Origin of the sequence: Enterobacter cloacae complex sp. IR5428, from assembly GCF_049238585.1 — a bacterium.
Classification (GTDB): Bacteria; Pseudomonadota; Gammaproteobacteria; order Enterobacterales; family Enterobacteriaceae; genus Enterobacter; species Enterobacter intestinihominis.
Map to the genome: position 1 here is coordinate 55,241 of NZ_JBMKHV010000008.1, position 17,664 is coordinate 72,904.

Sequence of the window (17,664 nt, forward strand, 5' to 3'; positions counted from 1 at the left end):
ACGTTTATCTGTTTAATGTAACTGAATGTTACGCGTTTGTTTTTATTGAGATTCGGGAGAGATAAAAAATTTGCAAAAGTGAAAAGCCACTAAAATTAAGTGGCTTTTATCGGAGGGGATTATGCATAAAGAATGGCCTGCACGCGCCAGTGATTAACATGGTGATCTTCCTGCATCTGGACGATGCGATACCAGGATGCGCCCTGTTCATCGGCCTTCAGGGCGACGACACGTTCAACGTCTTGCGGACTCCCCGTGATATTATTGACGGAGATCTGACCAATCTCATTCAGGCCCGTGACGCAATCCGCGCTGGCAAATTCAGCCGACTGCGCCGTGGTGCTCAGCAGGCCCGCTGAAAGCAATAGCGTCGTTAAAGCAAGGGTTCGTTTCATCGTCAGCTCCTTTTCACGTGTCTCCGGTATCCGCCGGGCAATCCTTCGCGAATAAACTCATTTCCATTGTTGCTGGCATGGAGTTTATTGTGGACAGGAAAATGTCTACGGACGCAAAGCAGTGTAAAGGTCGTTCAAATGATGATGCTCACTTACGGTACAAAATGCCTTGTGCATACCACTGTCCCGTAATAATGGTTTCATCAATCATCGTGATGACGTAATAATCTGCTTTTGCGGCAACGGCCTGTGCTTCAATTGCGTCTTCTGCATCATCCGGTGAACCGCGAACCATCGCGGATACGGTTCCCAGGCGTTGTAATCCTTCCGTCTGATTACGACGAATTTCCTGAGGATGATCGGTAACCGGCGGTGCCGGTTCTGGCGTACCCTGCAATACGGAACATCCGCTGAGCAGTGAGACCAGCAATAAAGCGGTAAGCCTGCGCATAAACCTGTCTCTTTTCCTGATAGCCATAGTGTAGTGGTCTGCGAATTTAGTTTTGGGGGAATGTTCCCGAAGTGTTATCTGGGACGTAGATTTCGAATGAAAATATCGTGAAACCGTAATCCAGCTCTCAACATTATGAATCATTCATCAGCACAGGATCGACAATGATTGAAATTGAAACTCGCCTGCTTAGTGAGCATGAAATCATCCATGCTTTTCCGGCTGGTAAAGGTGAACAGCCGCTGCCGACGGTAGTTTTCTATCATGGTTTTCTCTCCTCAAAGCTGGTCTACAGCTATTTTTCCGTCGCGCTGGCGCAGGCCGGTTTCCGGGTGGTCATGCCTGATGCGCCGAATCATGGGGCACGCTTTACGGGCGATGAACAGGCGCGGCTGGGGCTGTTCTGGCAAACGCTGCACGGCAATCTGACCGAGTTCGCCGGGCTGCGTGACGCGCTTTTACAGGCCGGGCTGGTGGAGGGGAAACGGCTGGCGGTCGCAGGCGCATCAATGGGCGGAATGACGGCGCTGGGGCTCATGGCCAGGCATCCGGAGGTGACGTCCGTGGCTTGCCTGATGGGATCGGGCTACTTTATGTCACTGGCAAAGACGCTGTTCCCGCCGCAGGCACCTCAGGAGATTGAGGCCCTGTTGTCTGAATGGGACGTCAGCCATGCGCTTTCGCAGCTGGCCGATCGGCCCCTGCTGCTGTGGCATGGGGATGCCGACGATGTCGTACCGCCCGGTGAAACGTTCCGTCTGCAACAGGCGCTACAGCGTGAAGGGCTGGACAGCAATCTGACCTGCCTGTGGGGTGCCGGTGTCCGGCACCGTATTACTCCGGCTGCGCTGGAAGCCACCGTGGAGTTTTTCCGTCAGCACCTTTAAACGCGCAGCACCGTGACACCCTGATCCTCGAGCTTGCTGAGGATCTCGGGGTTGGCGTTTTTGCCGGTGATCACCATGCTGATTTGCTCGGCGCGGCTGAAAAGCATGCCGGCGCGTTCACCGACCTTGCTGCTGTCGACCAGCACCACCAGTTTACCCACCACGTTGAGCATGTTCTGCTCTGCCATTGCGGTGAGCATATCGGTTTTATACAGGCCATCCGCCGTCAGGCCTTTGCCGCTGGTAAACATCCAGTGCCCGGCGTAGAGGCTGTTTTCACTGTCCTGCGGGCTCAGGGTTATGGACTGGCTCTTGTTATACTGGCCCCCCATGATCACCACGCTTTCATGTTCCTGGTCAATGAGATAGTTGGCCAGCGGCAGATAGTTGGTAATGATTTGCACCGGCTTGCCGCACATCTCTCGGCCCAGTAAAAACGCTGTCGAGCCGCAGTTAATCACCACGCTTTCCCCGGGATTCACCAGCTGTGATGCCGCTCTGGCAATCCGCACCTTTTCATCGTGATTCTGCGCCTGGTGAATATTCATCGGCGTCCAGCGTGGACGCTGCTGGCTGATGGCCTCTGCGCCGTTGCGGACTTTTTTCAGCTTGCCGCTTTCATCCAGCTTGTTAATGTCCCGCCGCGCGGTAGCAGGGGAGATCCCTAAACGTTCGATCACTTTCTCGACGGTGATAAACCCTGTTTGCGCCAGGAGTTCCAGTAAAATTTGATGCCGTTGCGCTTCCGTCATGAGCTATTCCGAAAAGAATTGATTTGAAAAGATGATATTTGAAATAGCATGAAATTACTAAATTAAATATGACATCGCCAGACACAGTGTCTGGCGATTGGGCTGCACAATCAGAGGAAGGACTTGAACGGCAGGTCTGGCTCAATGGTGAAGCAATCATCAAAACCACGCGGGTAGTGGTACTCGAGATTGTCTTTATCCAGCGGCCAGGTGAACTTGCCGCCAACCTGCCAGATGAACGGCTTGAAACCATACTTGAGTCGGTCTTTTTTCATCTCCCACAGGACGCGGATCTCTTGCGGATCGGCCTGGAAGTTTGACCAGATATCGTGGTGGAAGGGGATCACCACTTTGGTGTTCAGCGCTTCGGCCATGCGCAGCATGTCCGCGCTGGTCATTTTGTCGGTAATCCCGCGCGGGTTTTCACCGTAAGAGCCAAGCGCCACGTCAATCTGGTGCTCGTTACCGTGCTTCGCGTAGTAGTTGGAGTAGTGAGAGTCACCGCTGTGATACAGGGAACCGCCAGGCGTTTTGAACAGGTAGTTCACTGCGCGCTCGTCCATCCCGTCTGGCAGTACGCCTGCGGCTTTCTGGTCAGCAGGCAGGGTGATCAGCGCGGTGCGATCAAAGGCATCCAGCGCGTGAATTTCAACGTCTTTGATTTTCACCACGTCGCCCGGCTTCATCACAATGCAGCGCTCTTTCGGCACGCCCCAGCCAATCCACAAATCCACGCAGGTCTGCGGCCCGATAAAGGGTACGTCGTCCGCGCAGTTTTGCATTACCGCTGCCGCCACGTTCACGTCGATATGATCGTTGTGATCGTGGGTAGAGAGAACGGCGTCGATCTGGCGAATGGCAAAAGGATCAAGCACAAAAGGCGTGGTGCGCAGGTTCGGCTGGAGCTTTTCAACGCCGGCCATACGCTGCATCTGGTGGCCTTTTTTCATCAGTGGATTGCCGTGGCTCTGTTTGCCGGTGCCGCACCAGAAATCGACACAAATGTTGGCGCCGCCTTCTGATTTCAGCCAGATCCCGGTGCATCCAAGCCACCACATCGCAAATGTGCCAGGAGCAACCTGTTCCTGCTCGATCTCTTCGTTCAGCCAGCTACCCCACTCCGGAAAGGTACTCAAAATCCATGATTCACGGGTGATGGTTTTCACTTTACTCATCGTTTGACTCCTGGTTTTAATCAAAAGTAATCATACTGTGACTTGTTGTGATTAATGCTGGCACTGTTTGAATCGATTTGCAATGGCTGATTTGCGGAAAATTCCCCTCGCCACATCACAGAAAATACACCTCGTCGTTGTTAAGATAACCGCTACATATAATTAATATATTGAAAATTAAGAATTTATTTATCTTTCTGGATCGGTAGTGAAAATCATTACTAACTCCATGGAAATAAATTGCGTGATCCGTCACAAATAATCAAATTCAATCTTGTGGTGATTATTTGTGATTAATAGAGTGATGACACCAACCACACAGGGATTGCCCCTCGTGTTCTCATTTTCTGGAGAGAGTTATGGAGATCCTCTACAACGTCTTTACCGTTTTCTTTAATCAGGTAATGACCAACGCCCCGCTGTTGCTGGGTATCGTGACGTGCCTGGGGTACATCCTGCTGCGCAAAAGCGTCAGCGTGATTATCAAAGGCACCATCAAAACCATCATTGGTTTTATGCTGTTGCAGGCGGGGTCTGGCATTCTGACCAGCACGTTTAAGCCGGTCGTTGCCAAAATGTCTGAGGTATATGGCATTAACGGCGCCATCTCTGACACTTACGCGTCCATGATGGCCACCATCGATCGCATGGGGGATGCGTACAGCTGGGTTGGGTATGCGGTACTGCTCGCGCTGGCGCTGAACATCATTTACGTGCTCCTGCGCCGCATCACCGGTATTCGCACCATCATGCTCACCGGGCACATCATGTTCCAGCAGGCGGGGCTGATTGCCGTTTCTCTCTATATCTTCGGCTACCCAATGTGGACCACGGTCATCTGCACGGCAGTGCTGGTCTCGCTTTACTGGGGCATCACCTCCAACATGATGTATAAGCCAACGCAGGACGTTACTGACGGCTGCGGCTTCTCCATCGGTCACCAGCAGCAGTTCGCCTCCTGGATTGCGTACAAAGTTGCACCGTACCTGGGTAAAAAAGAGGAGAGTGTTGAAGACCTCAAATTGCCTGGCTGGTTGAATATCTTCCACGACAACATCGTCTCCACGGCGATTGTGATGACCCTTTTCTTCGGTGCCATCCTGCTCTCCTTTGGCATTGACGTGGTGCAGGCGATGGCGGGTAAAACCCACTGGACGGTCTATATCCTGCAAACCGGTTTCTCCTTTGCCGTGGCCATTTTCATCATCACTCAGGGCGTGCGTATGTTCGTCGCCGAGCTGTCGGAAGCGTTCAACGGTATCTCTCAGCGCCTGATCCCTGGCGCGGTGCTGGCGATTGACTGTGCGGCTATCTATAGCTTTGCGCCAAACGCCGTCGTCTGGGGCTTTATGTGGGGCACCATCGGCCAGCTGATTGCGGTCGGCATCCTGGTGGGCTGTGGCTCCTCAATCCTGATTATTCCTGGCTTTATCCCGATGTTCTTCTCCAACGCCACTATCGGCGTGTTTGCTAACCACTTCGGCGGATGGCGCGCCGCGCTCAAGATCTGCCTGGTGATGGGCATGGTTGAAATCTTCGGGTGCGTGTGGGCGGTCAAGCTCACCGGCATGAGCGCCTGGATGGGCATGGCGGACTGGTCAATTCTGGCGCCGCCGATGATGCAGGGCTTTGCGTCCGTCGGGCTGGTCTTTATGGCCGTCATCATCCTGATTGCACTGACTTATATGTTCTTCGCTGGCCGTTCGCTGCGAGCTGAAGAAGATGCGGAAAAACAAACAGCAGAAGTTTCTGCTCACTAAGGAGTTTCGATTATGACCGTACGTATCCTGGCTGTGTGTGGCAATGGGCAAGGAAGCTCCATGATCATGAAAATGAAAGTGGACCAGTTTTTAACCCAGTCAAACATTGACCACACGGTGAACAGCTGCGCAGTGGGTGAATACAAAAGTGAACTGAACGGCGCGGACATCATCATCGCTTCAACGCACATTGCCGGCGAGATTAGCGTGTCGGGCAACAAATACGTGGTAGGCGTGCGCAACATGCTGTCGCCTGCGGATTTTGGGCCAAAACTGCTGGAAGTGATCAAAGAGCACTTCCCACAAGACGTGAAGTAAGGATGCCACATGAAACTACGTGATTCGCTGGCTGAGAATAACTCCATCCTTTTACAGGCCGAAGCCAGTACCTGGCAGGAAGCGGTGAAGCTGAGCGTGGACCTGCTGGTTAAGGCGGACGTTGTCGAGCCGCGTTATTACCAGGCCATCCTGGATGGCGTGGCGCAGCACGGCCCCTATTTTGTGATTGCCCCGGGGCTGGCAATGCCGCATGGCCGCCCGGAAGAGGGTGTCAAGGAAACCGGTTTTGCGCTGGTGACGCTGAAAACCCCGCTGGTGTTCAACCACGAAGATAACGACCCGGTCGACATTCTGATCACCATGGCAGCTGTCGATGCCAACACCCACCAGGAGGTGGGCATCATGCAGATCGTTAACCTGTTTGATGACGAAGCTAATTTTGACCGTTTACGTGCCTGCCGTACCGCGCAGGACGTGCTGGATTTAATTGATAACGCCACTGCGGCGGCCGTTTAAGAGGAATTGAAAATGTCATTACCAATGTTGCAGGTCGCGCTGGATAACCAGACGCTGTCTCACGCTTACGAAACCACCCGTCTGATTGCGGAAGAGGTGGACATCATCGAAGTCGGCACCATTCTGTGCGTGGGCGAAGGCGTTCGTGCGGTTCGTGACCTGAAGGCGCTCTATCCGCATAAAATCGTGCTGGCGGATGCCAAAATTGCCGATGCGGGCAAAATTCTCTCTCGCATGTGCTTTGAAGCCAACGCCGACTGGGTCACCGTGATCTGCTGTGCGGATATCAACACCGCGAAAGGCGCGCTGGACGTGGCGAAAGAGTTCAACGGCGACGTGCAGATTGAACTGACTGGTTTCTGGACCTGGGAGCAGGCGCAGGAGTGGCGCGAAGCGGGTATCCAGCAGGTGGTTTATCACCGTAGCCGTGATGCGCAGGCCGCAGGCGTGGCGTGGGGCGAAGCCGATATCAGCGCGATCAAACGTCTGGCCGATATGGGCTTCAAAGTGACCGTCACCGGTGGCCTGGCGCTGGAGGATCTGCCGCTGTTCCAGGGTATCCCGATTCACGTCTTTATTGCCGGTCGTAGCATTCGTGATGCTGCGTCTCCGGTGGAAGCGGCGCGTCAGTTCAAACGCTCAATCGCTCAGCTTTGGGGTTAAGGAGCGGGTATGTTGTCAAAACAGGTCCCGCTTGGCATCTATGAAAAGGCACTCCCTGCGGGGGAGTGCTGGCTGGAGCGGTTACAGCTGGCGAAGCAGCTGGGTTTCGATTTTGTCGAAATGTCGGTGGATGAGACGGACGAGCGTCTTTCTCGCCTGGACTGGCGCCGCGACCAGCGTCTGGCGCTGGTGAGCGCCATTGCCGAAACCGGCGTGCGCGTGCCATCCATGTGCCTGAGCGCTCACCGTCGTTTTCCGCTTGGCAGCGAAGATGATGCCGTACGCGCCGAAGGGCTGGAGATCATGCGTAAAGCCATTCGCTTTGCACAGGATGTTGGCATCCGCGTGATCCAACTGGCGGGTTACGATGTTTACTATCAGGAAGCCAACGATGAGACGCGCCGTCGTTTCCGTGACGGCCTGAAAGAGAGCGTTGAGATGGCAAGCCGTGCGCAGGTGACGCTGGCGATGGAGATCATGGATTATCCATTGATGAACTCCATCAGCAAGGCGCTGGGCTACGCGCACTATCTGAACAATCCGTGGTTCCAGCTTTATCCGGATATCGGCAACCTGTCGGCATGGGATAACGACGTACAGATGGAGCTTCAGGCGGGCATCGGGCATATCGTGGCGGTGCACGTAAAAGATACCCGTCCCGGCGTGTTTAAAAACGTACCGTTCGGCACCGGGGTGGTGGATTTCGAACGGTGCTTCCAGACGCTCAAACAGACAGGTTATTGCGGACCTTACCTGATTGAGATGTGGAGCGAAACCGCGGACGACCCGGCGGCAGAAGTGGCGAAAGCCCGGGACTGGGTGCGCGAGCGCATGGCGCGGGCAGGCTTACTGGAGGCGGAACATGCTTAAGCTGAAACAGCAGGTCTTTGAGGCCAATATGGATCTCCCGCGCTATGGACTGGTGACGTTTACCTGGGGCAACGTAAGCGCCATCGATCGCGATCAGGGGCTGGTGGTGATTAAGCCGAGCGGCGTGGCCTATGACGCCATGAAAGTGGACGATATGGTGGTGGTTGACCTGGAAGGACACGTTGTTGAAGGCAAATGGCGTCCTTCTTCAGATACGGCAACCCATCTGGCGCTGTACCAGCGTTACCCGTCCCTGGGTGGTGTTGTGCATACCCATTCCACGCACGCCACCGCCTGGGCACAGGCCGGGCTGGCGATCCCTGCTTTGGGTACGACGCACGCGGACTACTTCTTCGGCGATATTCCCTGCACGCGGGCGTTAACGCAGGCTGAGGTCGAAGGCGAGTACGAACTTAACACCGGCAGGGTCATTATCGAAACGCTGGGTGAGACGGAACCACTGCATACGCCGGGTATTGTGGTGTACCAGCATGGTCCATTCTCATGGGGTAAAGATGCGCATGACGCCGTGCATAACGCGGTGGTGATGGAAGAGGTGGCTCGAATGGCGTGGATTGCGCGCGGCATTAACCCACAGCTTCAGGGCATTGATGATTATCTGATGAACAAGCATTTCATGCGTAAGCACGGCCCGAATGCTTATTACGGGCAGAAGTGAATAAGTGCTCTGGAATACCGAAACAGTTGTAACCGGTGGTATTCCGGAGCCATTCATAAAAAAAGCCCCCGGCAGGGGGCAATCATATATAGCTATGATTTTCGTTGGCTTTCCTGGTGCTGGCGATAAAGCGTTACTGGTAAATATCTGCACTGGCGCGCATATTGCCGTTGCTGCCGGGCTCACGTGTCAGTATGACGTGATAGTATTTTGCGCCCTGCGCATCGGTTTCTTCATTAAGCGCCTGATCTGCTTCACTTTCAGTGGCGAAGTTATGATTGATGTAAATAACGCCTAAGCTCTGCACATCATCCATGTTTCTGGCCTGTCGGCTGTCTATCTTGATGGCTGCCATCGCGTTTGCACTGAGCAAAAGCGCAGCCAAAATGGCGATTGCGATTCTTTTCATGATATGCGCTCCACGACTGCGTGCTGTGATATGGGGTAATGCTCTCCTTCTCTGCTTAAGGCTTCTGATTAAAGTGTAATCGCTACTCGGGTTGCGATGGGTGACCATTTCTGATGGTGTTGTTCAAAAAAACAGCGTTTCTGATAAGTGAGATTTTAAATCACCCACTTAGAACAGCTTTACCCTTTGTGCGAATTATTTGTGCAATCACCTTGTGTTTAGCGGGGCGCGCAAGTATTATGACGCGTCAATTTTTCAGCCGACCTTTAACACGTTCCTTGCCTCCCCGGGCCTCGGCTGACCCAGACAGGAGGCTGAATAATCCGTAAGGAGCAATTCGATGCGTCATTACGAAATCGTTTTTATGGTCCATCCTGACCAGAGCGAACAGGTTCCGGGCATGATCGAGCGTTACTCTGCTGCCATCACTGGTGCAGAAGGCACGATCCACCGTCTGGAAGACTGGGGCCGCCGTCAGCTGGCTTACCCAATCAACAAACTGCACAAAGCTCACTACGTTCTGATGAACGTTGAAGCGCCGCAGGAAGTGATTGATGAGCTGGAAACTACCTTCCGCTTCAACGATGCCGTTATCCGCAGCATGGTTATGCGTACCAAACACGCAGTGACCGAAGCATCTCCGATGGTTAAAGCGAAAGACGAGCGCCGTGAGCGTCGCGATGATTTCGCAAACGAAACCGCAGATGATTCTGATGCTGGGGATTCTGAAGAGTAATTTCTGATGACCAACCGTCTGGTGTTGTCCGGCACCGTGTGCAGGACCCCCCTTCGAAAGGTCAGCCCATCAGGAATTCCGCATTGCCAGTTCGTGCTTGAGCATCGTTCTGTGCAAGAGGAAGCCGGGTTTCACCGGCAGGCGTGGTGCCAAATGCCCGTTATCATTAGCGGACACGAAAACCAGGCCATTACTCACAGTTTAACGGTCGGTAGTGCAGTAATCGTTCAGGGGTTCATCTCTTGCCACAAGGCAAAGAACGGCCTGAGCAAAATGGTTCTGCATGCCGAGCAGATTGATTTGATAGATACTGGAGACTAGCCAAATGGCACGTTATTTCCGTCGTCGCAAGTTCTGCCGTTTCACCGCGGAAGGCGTTCAAGAGATCGACTATAAAGATATCGCAACGCTGAAAAACTACATCACCGAAAGCGGTAAGATTGTCCCAAGCCGTATCACCGGTACTCGTGCAAAATATCAGCGTCAGCTGGCTCGCGCTATCAAACGCGCTCGCTACCTGTCTCTGCTGCCGTACACTGATCGTCATCAGTAATCGGGCACGGTCCATTAATACGACTTTAAGAGGATAAGGTAATGCAAGTTATTCTGCTTGATAAAGTAGCAAACCTGGGCAGCCTGGGTGATCAGGTAAACGTTAAAGCGGGTTACGCTCGTAACTTCCTGGTACCACAGGGTAAAGCTGTTCCAGCTACTAAGAAAAACGTAGAGTTTTTCGAAGCACGTCGTGCTGAACTGGAAGCCAAACTGGCTGACGTTCTGGCGGCTGCTAACGCTCGCGCTGAAGCAATCAACGCACTGGGCACCGTTACCATCGCGTCTAAAGCTGGCGATGAAGGTAAACTGTTCGGTTCCATCGGTACCCGCGATATCGCTGATGCAGTCACTGCAGCAGGCGTTAAAGTGGCTAAGAGCGAAGTTCGCATGCCGAACGGCGTTCTGCGTACCACTGGTGAGCACGAAGTTGACTTCCAGGTTCACAGCGAAGTGTTCGCTAAACTGGTTGTTAACGTAGTAGCTGAGTAATTTTTTACTCTGCTCACGTCGAAGCGCCGGCCTTGTGCCGGCGTTTTGCTTTTTAGCGTGACCCTACGTCATGTTTTGCGATTGTAAGGTCGCTATTCCTGATGCATTCTCTGATAATAAATTGAAACGCAATTTTATTTATGAGATTTGTCATGGATACCGCTCTGCCCACGCCCGTCTTTGCCCGTCGAAATGTGGCCTATGCCTGCGCCACGCTCTGCTGTCTGCTTTGGGGAAGCTCATACCCGGCCATTAAAAGCGGCTACGAACTCTTCCAGATCGCGACCGATGATATTCCGTCCAAAGTCGTCTTTGCTGGATACCGTTTTCTGTTTGCCGGTGCGTTGCTGCTGCTCTTTGCCCTGGCCCAACGTAAACCGATTGGCAGGCTCACACCCACGCAGTTTGGTCAGCTCACGATCCTCGGGCTGACCCAGACCACCCTCCAGTACACCTTCTTTTATATCGGCCTTGCTTACACCACCGGGGTGAACGGTTCGATCATGAATGCCACCGGGACCTTCTTCAGCGTGCTGCTGGCGCACTTTATCTACCACAACGACAAACTCAGCTATAACAAAACGCTGGGCTGTGTTCTGGGCTTTACCGGCGTGATGCTGGTGAACTTCCACGGCGGGTTAAGTGATTTCCAGTTTGTCTGGCAAGGTGACGGATTTGTGGTGCTGGCGGCCTTTATTCTCTCTGCGGCCACGCTTTACGGGAAACGCATTTCCCAGACCGTTGACCCGACGGTGATGACGGGATGGCAGCTGGCGATAGGCGGGGCGGCACTGGTTGCGGGAGGCTATGCCACGGGCGGGGCGCTGGAGGTGCACAGCATGAAGGCCGTCGCCGTGCTGGGGTATCTGACGCTGCTCTCATCCGTGGCGTTCGCCCTGTGGAGCGCGCTGCTGAAAGTGAACCGCGTGAGTATGATTGCCCCGTTCAACTTTGTCATACCTGTAGCAGGAACGGTGCTCTCCGCCATATTCCTCGGCGAAGACATTCTGGACATCAAATACGCGATTGCGCTGGTGCTGGTCTGCTCGGGGATCTGGTGGGTGAATAAACGTCGTGCCTGAGAACAAAAGTGCCGGGGGGCGGCTTCGCCTTACCCGGCCTGGGCTATTAACGTGCTCTGATAAAACTGCCGTCCGGCTGGCGGGTAAACAGTACCTGCTGCCCGTTTCCGGTATCGATCGTTAACCCGGTCACCACCCCACTGGCATTCTGGCGGATCTGCACCATCTGACCATTTTGCAGGTTGCTGAGCGGCTTGCCTGCCCCCTCGACTTGCGCCATGGCATACACATCCGTTGCAGGCAGGCTGTGGTCGCGGAACAGCTGAGCAAGGGTTTTCCCTGGCTCTACGCGATACGAACGCCACTGCTGCTCAATGCCGGTGGGCTGTTGCGCCTGTGGCTCTGAAGGGGCGACGGTCTGCTCCTGATCTTCCTGAACAGGTTCTGGTTCAACCGGCGCAACCTGGCCCGGATCGTTAGACGGTGTGACCAGTTGCGTCTGCATCGGCTGTGAATCAGGCTGCGGCTGGCTTTGCGACTGGATATCCAGCTCAGCATTGCGGCTTACCGGCCCGGTATCAACTTTGTCACTGCCGGAAGGAAGCAGGAAACCGATGACCATCAGCAACGCGCCGATGATAATGCCTCTGCGGTGCAAAGGCGGCAGCGGGTCCATGATGCGAAAGTTATCCGGCGCATGCCAGATTTTCGCCAGGGTAGGTTTCAGTTCAAATCGCCCGGGCATGGCTCTCCTCCTGCTCCGCGTCTTTTTATCCTGTCCTGAGAAGTGTAGTTTGCTAACTGCCTGATGGGCGTAACAAAGCCAGCTTTCGTGACATATATTAGGGAAAATCCTGACGGCTGCTATTGTTTCCGTTTCGTCGCAGTTTGTCACCTTTACTTAAGACAAAGTTTTACCCATAAGGGCATGGCTGATATGCTGCCCGCTACTTTAAATGTGATGGAAGGAAAACCCATGACCACCCCGACTTTTGACACTATCGAAGCGCAGGCAAGCTACGGCATCGGCTTGCAGGTAGGACAGCAGCTGAGCGAATCCGGCCTGGAAGGTCTGTTACCGGAAGCGCTGGTGGCGGGTATCGCTGACGCGCTGGAAGGCAAGCAGCCCGCTGTGCCGGTTGACGTTGTGCACCGTGCGCTGCGTGAAATCCACGAACGTGCTGACACCGTACGTCGCGCGCGTTTCGAAGAGATGGCGGCAGAAGGCGTGAAATATCTGGAAGAGAACCGTGAGCGTGAAGGCGTGAACAGCACCGAGTCCGGCTTGCAGTTCCGCGTAATCAATCAGGGTGATGGCGCAATCCCGGCGCGTACCGACCACGTTCGCGTACACTACACCGGTAAGCTGATCGACGGCACCGTGTTCGACAGCTCCGTCGCGCGTGGCGAACCGGCTGAATTCCCGGTCAACGGCGTGATTGCAGGCTGGATCGAAGCCCTGACCCTGATGCCAGTAGGTTCAAAATGGGAACTGACTATCCCGCACAACCTGGCATACGGCGAGCGTGGCGCTGGCGCGTCCATTCCGCCATTCAGCACCCTGGTGTTTGAAGTCGAGCTGCTGGAAATCCTGTAATCGGTTTTTCTTATTTTCCTCTCTCCGATCGGGGAGAGGAAAATAGCGATAAAACCTGGAGTTACGACGGAATCAACATTTTGTATTGCAAACGAAACTGTTACGTGTATTTTTGTGAGCTGTTTCGCGCTGTATGAGTGATATGACACTCACTTTCAACATATTATTAACATAATATTCAAATCATAGTATTCATCCCGCCGATTCTTACCTACTATCGATAAGCCCTTACACAGGGAACGTCATTTTTTTGGCGTATTTAAAGGCCAGAAGAGCCTTAACAACACAGACAGGCATAAACAGGAAAATATCACATGGTAGATCAGGTCAAAGTCGCCGCCGCAGAAGAGGCGACGTCTGAACAGTCGCTACGGCGAAATCTCACGAACCGTCACATTCAGCTCATTGCCATTGGCGGCGCCATCGGCACAGGGCTATTTATGGGCTCGGGCAAAACTATCAGTCTTGCAGGCCCGTCGATCATCTTCGTTTATATGATCATCGGTTTTATGCTCTTTTTCGTGATGCGTGCAATGGGTGAATTGCTGCTCTCGAACCTCGAATACAAATCCTTCAGCGACTTCGCGTCAGACCTGCTCGGCCCGTGGGCGGGCTATTTTACCGGCTGGACCTACTGGTTCTGCTGGGTGGTTACCGGCATGGCGGATGTTGTCGCTATTACGGCCTACGCCCAATTCTGGTTCCCCGGCCTGTCGGACTGGGTGGCCTCGCTGGCGGTGATTGTCCTGCTGCTGAGCCTCAACCTCGCGACCGTTAAAATGTTCGGTGAGATGGAGTTCTGGTTCGCGATGATCAAAATCGTCGCCATCATCGCGCTGATTGTCGTCGGGCTGGTAATGGTGCTGACGCACTTCCAGTCGCCAACTGGCGTTCAGGCCTCGTTTGCCCATCTGTGGAATGATGGCGGCTGGTTCCCGAAAGGCATCAGCGGCTTCTTCGCCGGTTTCCAGATTGCGGTGTTCGCGTTTGTCGGGATTGAGCTGGTGGGGACCACGGCGGCGGAAACTAAAGATCCGGAGAAATCCCTGCCGCGCGCGATCAACTCCATTCCGCTGCGTATCATCATGTTCTACGTGTTCGCGCTGATCATCATTATGTCCGTGACGCCATGGAGCTCAGTAGTGCCAACCAAGAGCCCGTTCGTCGAGCTGTTCGTGTTGGTGGGGCTGCCCGCTGCCGCGAGCCTGATTAACTTCGTGGTGCTGACCTCTGCGGCCTCTTCCGCGAACAGCGGCGTCTTCTCCACCAGCCGTATGCTGTTTGGTCTGGCGCAGGAGGGCGTTGCCCCGAGCGCGTTCGCCAAACTGTCTAAACGTGCGGTACCGGCGAAAGGGCTGACCTTCTCCTGCATCTGTCTGCTGGGCGGTGTGGTGATGCTCTACGTTAACCCGAGCGTAATCGGCGCGTTCACCATGATCACCACGGTGTCGGCGATCCTGTTTATGTTCGTCTGGACCATCATCCTCTGCTCATACCTGGTGTACCGCAAACAGCGTCCACATCTGCATGAGAAGTCGATCTACAAGATGCCACTGGGCAAGCTGATGTGCTGGGTGTGCATGGCGTTCTTCGTCTTCGTGCTGGTGCTACTGACGCTGGAAGAAGATACCCGTCAGGCGCTGATCGTCACGCCGCTGTGGTTTATCGCGCTGGGGCTGGGCTGGCTGTTTATCGGTAAGAAACGGATGGCTGGCATGCGTTAAGCATGTTGCCGGGTGGCGCTGTCGCTTACCCGGCCTACGTTCGAGGACGTTGTAGGCCCGGTAAGCGCTAGCGCCACCGGGCTTTTTTATTTACCCGATAATGCACGCGGGAACAGAACGTTATTCTCAAGACTGATGTGTTCCATCAGATCGTCGATCATCTCGTTGATGCCGTTGTACATCGCTTTCCAGGTGGTGCACGCCTCTGGCGGCGGTGTGACATTGTGGGTGGTGTGTTTGATCACTTCCAGCAGTTCTCCGGCGTCATCATGTTCGCTTTCCATCACGCTGATGGGCCCCATTGCCTGGCTGCCCATGCCCTGTTTGATCATCGGGAAGAGGATCTGCTCCTCTTTCATCATGTGGCTGGATAGTTCTTCGTGCAGCATGGTCAGGTATTTTGCCAGGCCGCGCGGTACGGAAGGTTTATCGGCGTGAACGCGCTCAACTTTGGTGGCCTGTAAAATCAGCTCCGGCAGCTGTTCGCGGTGACGGTCGTGGTAACGCACAATGATATGGTCGATGATTTCAGCCAGCGGCGCGGTGCGCCAGTCTTTGTCGACAGGCTGTTCTGCCAGCTTAGCCAGCTCCGCTTCGATAGCTTCTACATCCAGCTCTTTACGCGACGCTGCGCGCGCCAGCGTTTGCTTACCGCCGCAGCAGTAATCCATATCGTATTTACGGAACAGCGCTGAAGCGCGAGGGATGGAGAGCGCCAGCTCGCCTAAGGGTTGGTCGCGGAAGGCCATAGCAGTTACCTCATCATCAGGAATATAAGATGCATTTTAAATGCATCTTTATGGGGATACTATAACCCTTTAGAGGCAAGGGTAAAAATGAGAAGGGGATCACAAAATAATCGTGCTTTTAACTTGCTGATTGAATGCAGAAAAGGGCTTTCGAAAGTTTTTAAAGGTGGAGAAACAGTAAACAACCTGCCGCGCGTGCCGATAGATACAGGTCAGACAATACCTGTATATAAAAAAGGCAACGCATGTTTAAACGTATAAAAGTCATTACTCTTTTGATTTCGGTGCTGCTTGTGCTCGGCATCATGCAACTGATCTCCGCCGGCATTTTCATTAATGCGCTCAATAACGACAAAGAGAACTTCACCGTTTCTCAGCTTTCCAGCCAGAACGTCGCGGAGTTTACCGACGCCTGGATCAGCCTGAATCAGGCGCGTGTCACCCTTAACCGCGGCATGCTGCGTCTGCAAAGCAGCATGGCGTCGCAGATTAACGGCGGGCAGCTGAACGAGCTGGTCAATACCGCGAAAAACCTGCTGGCTGATGCCCAGACACATTACGATAAATATTACGCGCTGCCGGAAACGCCGGGTATGGACGAGCACCTGGCCGACAGGCTGGAAGAGCACTACCGCATCTACTCCGCCACGCTGACGCAAATGAACGTTCTGCTGGGGCAGGGCAATCTGGAAGATATGTTCAAACAAAATGCCGAACAGAAGCAGACCGCGATGCAAAAGGTCTATCGCGAATGGCGCGAGGCGCAGGCCGCGCTCACCGACAAAGGCATCAAAGACAATGAAAGCGACTACAAACGCATTCTGTGGATCCTCTCTGCGGTGATGCTGCTGGTGATCGCGGTGATTATTTCCAGCTGGATTGCGATGCGCCGCGTGCTGCTGCTGCCGCTGGAAGAGGTGATCAGCCATATCCGCGCCATTGCGGCAGGGGATTTAACCCAGCCGATTCAGGCTGAGGGTAAAAATGAAATGGCGATCCTGGCGCGCAACGTTCAGGAGATGCAGACTGCGCTGGCCAACACGGTGGGCGTAGTGCGTGAAGGCGCAGATACCATCTACACCGGCGCGGGTGAAATCTCGGCGGGCAGCAACGATCTCTCGTCTCGCACCGAGCAGCAGGCCGCTTCTCTGGAAGAGACGGCAGCCAGCATGGAACAGTTAACCGCCACCGTGAAGCAAAACGCCGATAACGCGCGTCAGGCGTCGCGTCTGGCGCTGGACGCCTCCTCCACCGCGAAGAAGGGCGGAAATGTGGTAGAAGGCGTGGTGCGCACCATGGACGAAATCGCCACCAGTTCCAGCAAAATTGCGCAAATTACCAACGTAATCGATGGCATTGCTTTCCAGACCAATATTCTGGCGCTGAACGCGGCGGTAGAAGCGGCGCGTGCGGGCGAGCAGGGGCGTGGCTTCGCGGTTGTCGCGGGTGAGGTGCGTACCCTTGCCCAGCGCAGCGCTCAGGCGGCGAAAGAGATCAAAGCCCTGATCGATGATTCCGGCGAGCGCGTTAACGCGGGCTCTCAGCTGGTAAATGAAGCGGGCGCGACGATGGCAGAGATCGTCAATGCAGTTACGCGCGTGACTGACATCATGGGTGAGATTGCGTCGGCCTCCGACGAACAGAGCCGCGGTATCGACCAGGTGGGCCAGGCGGTGGCGGAGATGGATCGCGTTACCCAGCAGAACGCCTCGCTGGTGGAGGAGTCTGCGGCGGCGGCGGCGGCGCTGGAAGATCAGGCCGCGCGCCTGAACGACGCGGTGGCGGTGTTTAAGATCACCCGTAACCAGGCGGTGAAAGCCGCGCCGGTAAAGACCTATGCACCTAAAGCGCAGCCCGTAGCGGCGTCTGAAGCGAACTGGGAAACGTTCTGATACTGTGCCGGGTGGCGCTGACGCTTACCCGGCCTACGGTTTTGTAGGCCCTGCAAGCTAAGCG

22 protein-coding genes are annotated in these 17,664 nt (G+C 54.5%); 15 read left to right on the forward strand and 7 right to left on the reverse strand.

Going from position 1 to position 17,664, the window contains the following annotated elements; translation table 11 throughout:
* Positions 1 to 119 precede the first annotated feature (119 nt).
* Both yjfN and bsmA read right to left on the reverse strand, forming a co-directional pair.
* The gene (gene yjfN, locus ACOTXC_RS13780) at positions 120 to 395 is read right to left on the reverse strand and encodes a DUF1471 family protease activator YjfN (RefSeq protein WP_003856009.1); all 276 of its coding nucleotides are present in this window, start codon (positions 393 to 395) and stop codon (positions 120 to 122) included.
* A gap of 148 nt (positions 396 to 543) precedes the next feature.
* Positions 544 to 873 carry a biofilm peroxide resistance protein BsmA gene (gene bsmA / locus ACOTXC_RS13785; protein ID WP_003856011.1) on the reverse strand — a complete coding sequence of 110 codons (330 nt, stop codon included), beginning with the start codon at positions 871 to 873 and terminating at the stop codon, positions 544 to 546.
* Positions 874 to 1,010: 137 nt separating this feature from the next.
* Here bsmA and yjfP point away from each other — a divergent pair, with 137 nt between their 5' ends.
* Positions 1,011 to 1,733: an esterase gene (yjfP, locus tag ACOTXC_RS13790; RefSeq protein WP_063146650.1), complete on the forward strand. Its 723-nt coding sequence runs from the start codon at positions 1,011 to 1,013 to the stop codon at positions 1,731 to 1,733.
* Here the strand turns inward: yjfP and ulaR are convergent.
* Entirely contained in the window at positions 1,730 to 2,485 is a 756-nt protein-coding gene (gene ulaR, locus ACOTXC_RS13795; protein WP_003856014.1) for an HTH-type transcriptional regulator UlaR, read from the reverse strand. The genes yjfP and ulaR overlap by 4 nt on opposite strands.
* Positions 2,486 to 2,595: 110 nt before the next feature.
* Positions 2,596 to 3,660, reverse strand: coding sequence for an L-ascorbate 6-phosphate lactonase (gene ulaG, locus ACOTXC_RS13800; RefSeq protein WP_023299142.1), 1,065 nt, complete (start codon positions 3,658 to 3,660; stop codon positions 2,596 to 2,598).
* A 359-nt stretch (positions 3,661 to 4,019) separates the two neighbouring features.
* On the opposite strand from ulaG, the gene ulaA reads away from it, so the two are divergent.
* From ulaA to ACOTXC_RS13830, 6 genes are read left to right on the forward strand one after another with little or no spacing between them, the layout of a single operon-like run.
* Positions 4,020 to 5,420 carry a PTS ascorbate transporter subunit IIC gene (gene ulaA / locus ACOTXC_RS13805; protein ID WP_022646831.1) on the forward strand — a complete coding sequence of 467 codons (1,401 nt, stop codon included), beginning with the start codon at positions 4,020 to 4,022 and terminating at the stop codon, positions 5,418 to 5,420.
* Between the two features lie 12 nt (positions 5,421 to 5,432).
* Positions 5,433 to 5,738 carry a PTS ascorbate transporter subunit IIB gene (gene ulaB / locus ACOTXC_RS13810; RefSeq protein ID WP_003856022.1) on the forward strand — a complete coding sequence of 102 codons (306 nt, stop codon included), beginning with the start codon at positions 5,433 to 5,435 and terminating at the stop codon, positions 5,736 to 5,738.
* Positions 5,739 to 5,747: 9 nt separating this feature from the next.
* Positions 5,748 to 6,215: a PTS ascorbate transporter subunit IIA gene (gene ulaC / locus ACOTXC_RS13815; RefSeq protein ID WP_421767761.1), complete on the forward strand. Its 468-nt coding sequence runs from the start codon at positions 5,748 to 5,750 to the stop codon at positions 6,213 to 6,215.
* A 12-nt stretch (positions 6,216 to 6,227) separates the two neighbouring features.
* Positions 6,228 to 6,878, forward strand: a complete 651-nt coding sequence (gene ulaD, locus ACOTXC_RS13820; protein ID WP_017694667.1) for a 3-keto-L-gulonate-6-phosphate decarboxylase UlaD — start codon at positions 6,228 to 6,230, stop codon at positions 6,876 to 6,878.
* A 9-nt stretch (positions 6,879 to 6,887) separates the two neighbouring features.
* On the forward strand, positions 6,888 to 7,748 hold the full coding sequence (locus ACOTXC_RS13825) for an L-ribulose-5-phosphate 3-epimerase (RefSeq protein WP_022646833.1): 861 nt from the start codon (positions 6,888 to 6,890) through the stop codon (positions 7,746 to 7,748).
* Positions 7,741 to 8,427, forward strand: a complete 687-nt coding sequence (locus ACOTXC_RS13830) for an L-ribulose-5-phosphate 4-epimerase (RefSeq protein WP_045307814.1) — start codon at positions 7,741 to 7,743, stop codon at positions 8,425 to 8,427. Before ACOTXC_RS13825 ends, ACOTXC_RS13830 begins: the two co-directional genes overlap by 8 nt.
* 133 nt (positions 8,428 to 8,560) lie before the next feature.
* On the opposite strand, the gene yjfY is transcribed toward ACOTXC_RS13830, so the two are convergent.
* Complete coding sequence (gene yjfY, locus ACOTXC_RS13835; RefSeq protein WP_421767762.1) at positions 8,561 to 8,836, reverse strand: DUF1471 family protein YjfY; 276 nt, start codon at positions 8,834 to 8,836, stop codon at positions 8,561 to 8,563.
* A 340-nt stretch (positions 8,837 to 9,176) separates the two neighbouring features.
* Here yjfY and rpsF point away from each other — a divergent pair, with 340 nt between their 5' ends.
* The 5 genes from rpsF (at position 9,177) to ACOTXC_RS13860 (ending at position 11,698) form a co-directional block, all read left to right on the forward strand.
* A complete protein-coding gene (rpsF, locus tag ACOTXC_RS13840; RefSeq protein WP_003856034.1) occupies positions 9,177 to 9,572 on the forward strand; it encodes a 30S ribosomal protein S6 in 396 nt (131 codons plus the stop codon).
* A 6-nt stretch (positions 9,573 to 9,578) separates the two neighbouring features.
* Positions 9,579 to 9,893, forward strand: coding sequence for a primosomal replication protein N (priB, locus tag ACOTXC_RS13845; RefSeq protein ID WP_022646836.1), 315 nt, complete (start codon positions 9,579 to 9,581; stop codon positions 9,891 to 9,893).
* Positions 9,894 to 9,897: 4 nt separating this feature from the next.
* The gene (gene rpsR, locus ACOTXC_RS13850; RefSeq protein WP_000135199.1) at positions 9,898 to 10,125 is read left to right on the forward strand and encodes a 30S ribosomal protein S18; all 228 of its coding nucleotides are present in this window, start codon (positions 9,898 to 9,900) and stop codon (positions 10,123 to 10,125) included.
* Positions 10,126 to 10,166: 41 nt separating this feature from the next.
* Complete coding sequence (gene rplI / locus ACOTXC_RS13855) at positions 10,167 to 10,616, forward strand: 50S ribosomal protein L9 (protein WP_006810372.1); 450 nt, start codon at positions 10,167 to 10,169, stop codon at positions 10,614 to 10,616.
* A gap of 152 nt (positions 10,617 to 10,768) precedes the next feature.
* The gene (locus tag ACOTXC_RS13860; RefSeq protein WP_400212270.1) at positions 10,769 to 11,698 is read left to right on the forward strand and encodes a DMT family transporter; all 930 of its coding nucleotides are present in this window, start codon (positions 10,769 to 10,771) and stop codon (positions 11,696 to 11,698) included.
* Positions 11,699 to 11,744: 46 nt separating this feature from the next.
* Here ACOTXC_RS13860 and ACOTXC_RS13865 read toward each other — a convergent pair whose 3' ends face one another.
* The gene (locus tag ACOTXC_RS13865) at positions 11,745 to 12,383 is read right to left on the reverse strand and encodes an OapA family protein (protein ID WP_421767763.1); all 639 of its coding nucleotides are present in this window, start codon (positions 12,381 to 12,383) and stop codon (positions 11,745 to 11,747) included.
* A gap of 231 nt (positions 12,384 to 12,614) precedes the next feature.
* Here ACOTXC_RS13865 and fklB point away from each other — a divergent pair, with 231 nt between their 5' ends.
* Together fklB and cycA are read left to right on the forward strand one after the other, a co-directional pair.
* Complete coding sequence (gene fklB / locus ACOTXC_RS13870) at positions 12,615 to 13,235, forward strand: FKBP-type peptidyl-prolyl cis-trans isomerase (protein ID WP_022646839.1); 621 nt, start codon at positions 12,615 to 12,617, stop codon at positions 13,233 to 13,235.
* A 314-nt stretch (positions 13,236 to 13,549) separates the two neighbouring features.
* A complete protein-coding gene (gene cycA / locus ACOTXC_RS13875; protein WP_022646840.1) occupies positions 13,550 to 14,959 on the forward strand; it encodes a D-serine/D-alanine/glycine transporter in 1,410 nt (469 codons plus the stop codon).
* 86 nt (positions 14,960 to 15,045) lie between these two features.
* On the opposite strand, the gene ytfE is transcribed toward cycA, so the two are convergent.
* Positions 15,046 to 15,708, reverse strand: coding sequence for an iron-sulfur cluster repair protein YtfE (gene ytfE, locus ACOTXC_RS13880; RefSeq protein ID WP_023299148.1), 663 nt, complete (start codon positions 15,706 to 15,708; stop codon positions 15,046 to 15,048).
* A 245-nt stretch (positions 15,709 to 15,953) separates the two neighbouring features.
* On the opposite strand from ytfE, the gene ACOTXC_RS13885 reads away from it, so the two are divergent.
* Positions 15,954 to 17,600: a methyl-accepting chemotaxis protein gene (locus tag ACOTXC_RS13885; protein ID WP_023299149.1), complete on the forward strand. Its 1,647-nt coding sequence runs from the start codon at positions 15,954 to 15,956 to the stop codon at positions 17,598 to 17,600.
* Positions 17,601 to 17,664: the final 64 nt, after the last annotated feature.

Coding starts and splice junctions, on each gene's coding strand:
- fklB (WP_022646839.1), top strand. CDS start 12,615: ATGACCACCCCGACTTTTGACACTATCGAAGCGCAGGCAAGCTACGGC.
- ulaG (WP_023299142.1), bottom strand. CDS start 3,660: ATGAGTAAAGTGAAAACCATCACCCGTGAATCATGGATTTTGAGTACC.
- cycA (WP_022646840.1), top strand. CDS start 13,550: ATGGTAGATCAGGTCAAAGTCGCCGCCGCAGAAGAGGCGACGTCTGAA.
- ACOTXC_RS13865 (WP_421767763.1), bottom strand. CDS start 12,383: ATGCCCGGGCGATTTGAACTGAAACCTACCCTGGCGAAAATCTGGCAT.
- ulaC (WP_421767761.1), top strand. CDS start 5,748: ATGAAACTACGTGATTCGCTGGCTGAGAATAACTCCATCCTTTTACAG.
- ACOTXC_RS13860 (WP_400212270.1), top strand. CDS start 10,769: ATGGATACCGCTCTGCCCACGCCCGTCTTTGCCCGTCGAAATGTGGCC.
- ulaB (WP_003856022.1), top strand. CDS start 5,433: ATGACCGTACGTATCCTGGCTGTGTGTGGCAATGGGCAAGGAAGCTCC.
- priB (WP_022646836.1), top strand. CDS start 9,579: ATGACCAACCGTCTGGTGTTGTCCGGCACCGTGTGCAGGACCCCCCTT.
- ACOTXC_RS13885 (WP_023299149.1), top strand. CDS start 15,954: ATGTTTAAACGTATAAAAGTCATTACTCTTTTGATTTCGGTGCTGCTT.
- ytfE (WP_023299148.1), bottom strand. CDS start 15,708: ATGGCCTTCCGCGACCAACCCTTAGGCGAGCTGGCGCTCTCCATCCCT.
- ulaA (WP_022646831.1), top strand. CDS start 4,020: ATGGAGATCCTCTACAACGTCTTTACCGTTTTCTTTAATCAGGTAATG.
- ulaD (WP_017694667.1), top strand. CDS start 6,228: ATGTCATTACCAATGTTGCAGGTCGCGCTGGATAACCAGACGCTGTCT.
- rpsF (WP_003856034.1), top strand. CDS start 9,177: ATGCGTCATTACGAAATCGTTTTTATGGTCCATCCTGACCAGAGCGAA.
- yjfN (WP_003856009.1), bottom strand. CDS start 395: ATGAAACGAACCCTTGCTTTAACGACGCTATTGCTTTCAGCGGGCCTG.
- bsmA (WP_003856011.1), bottom strand. CDS start 873: ATGGCTATCAGGAAAAGAGACAGGTTTATGCGCAGGCTTACCGCTTTA.
- ACOTXC_RS13830 (WP_045307814.1), top strand. CDS start 7,741: ATGCTTAAGCTGAAACAGCAGGTCTTTGAGGCCAATATGGATCTCCCG.
- ulaR (WP_003856014.1), bottom strand. CDS start 2,485: ATGACGGAAGCGCAACGGCATCAAATTTTACTGGAACTCCTGGCGCAA.
- yjfP (WP_063146650.1), top strand. CDS start 1,011: ATGATTGAAATTGAAACTCGCCTGCTTAGTGAGCATGAAATCATCCAT.
- rplI (WP_006810372.1), top strand. CDS start 10,167: ATGCAAGTTATTCTGCTTGATAAAGTAGCAAACCTGGGCAGCCTGGGT.
- rpsR (WP_000135199.1), top strand. CDS start 9,898: ATGGCACGTTATTTCCGTCGTCGCAAGTTCTGCCGTTTCACCGCGGAA.
- yjfY (WP_421767762.1), bottom strand. CDS start 8,836: ATGAAAAGAATCGCAATCGCCATTTTGGCTGCGCTTTTGCTCAGTGCA.
- ACOTXC_RS13825 (WP_022646833.1), top strand. CDS start 6,888: ATGTTGTCAAAACAGGTCCCGCTTGGCATCTATGAAAAGGCACTCCCT.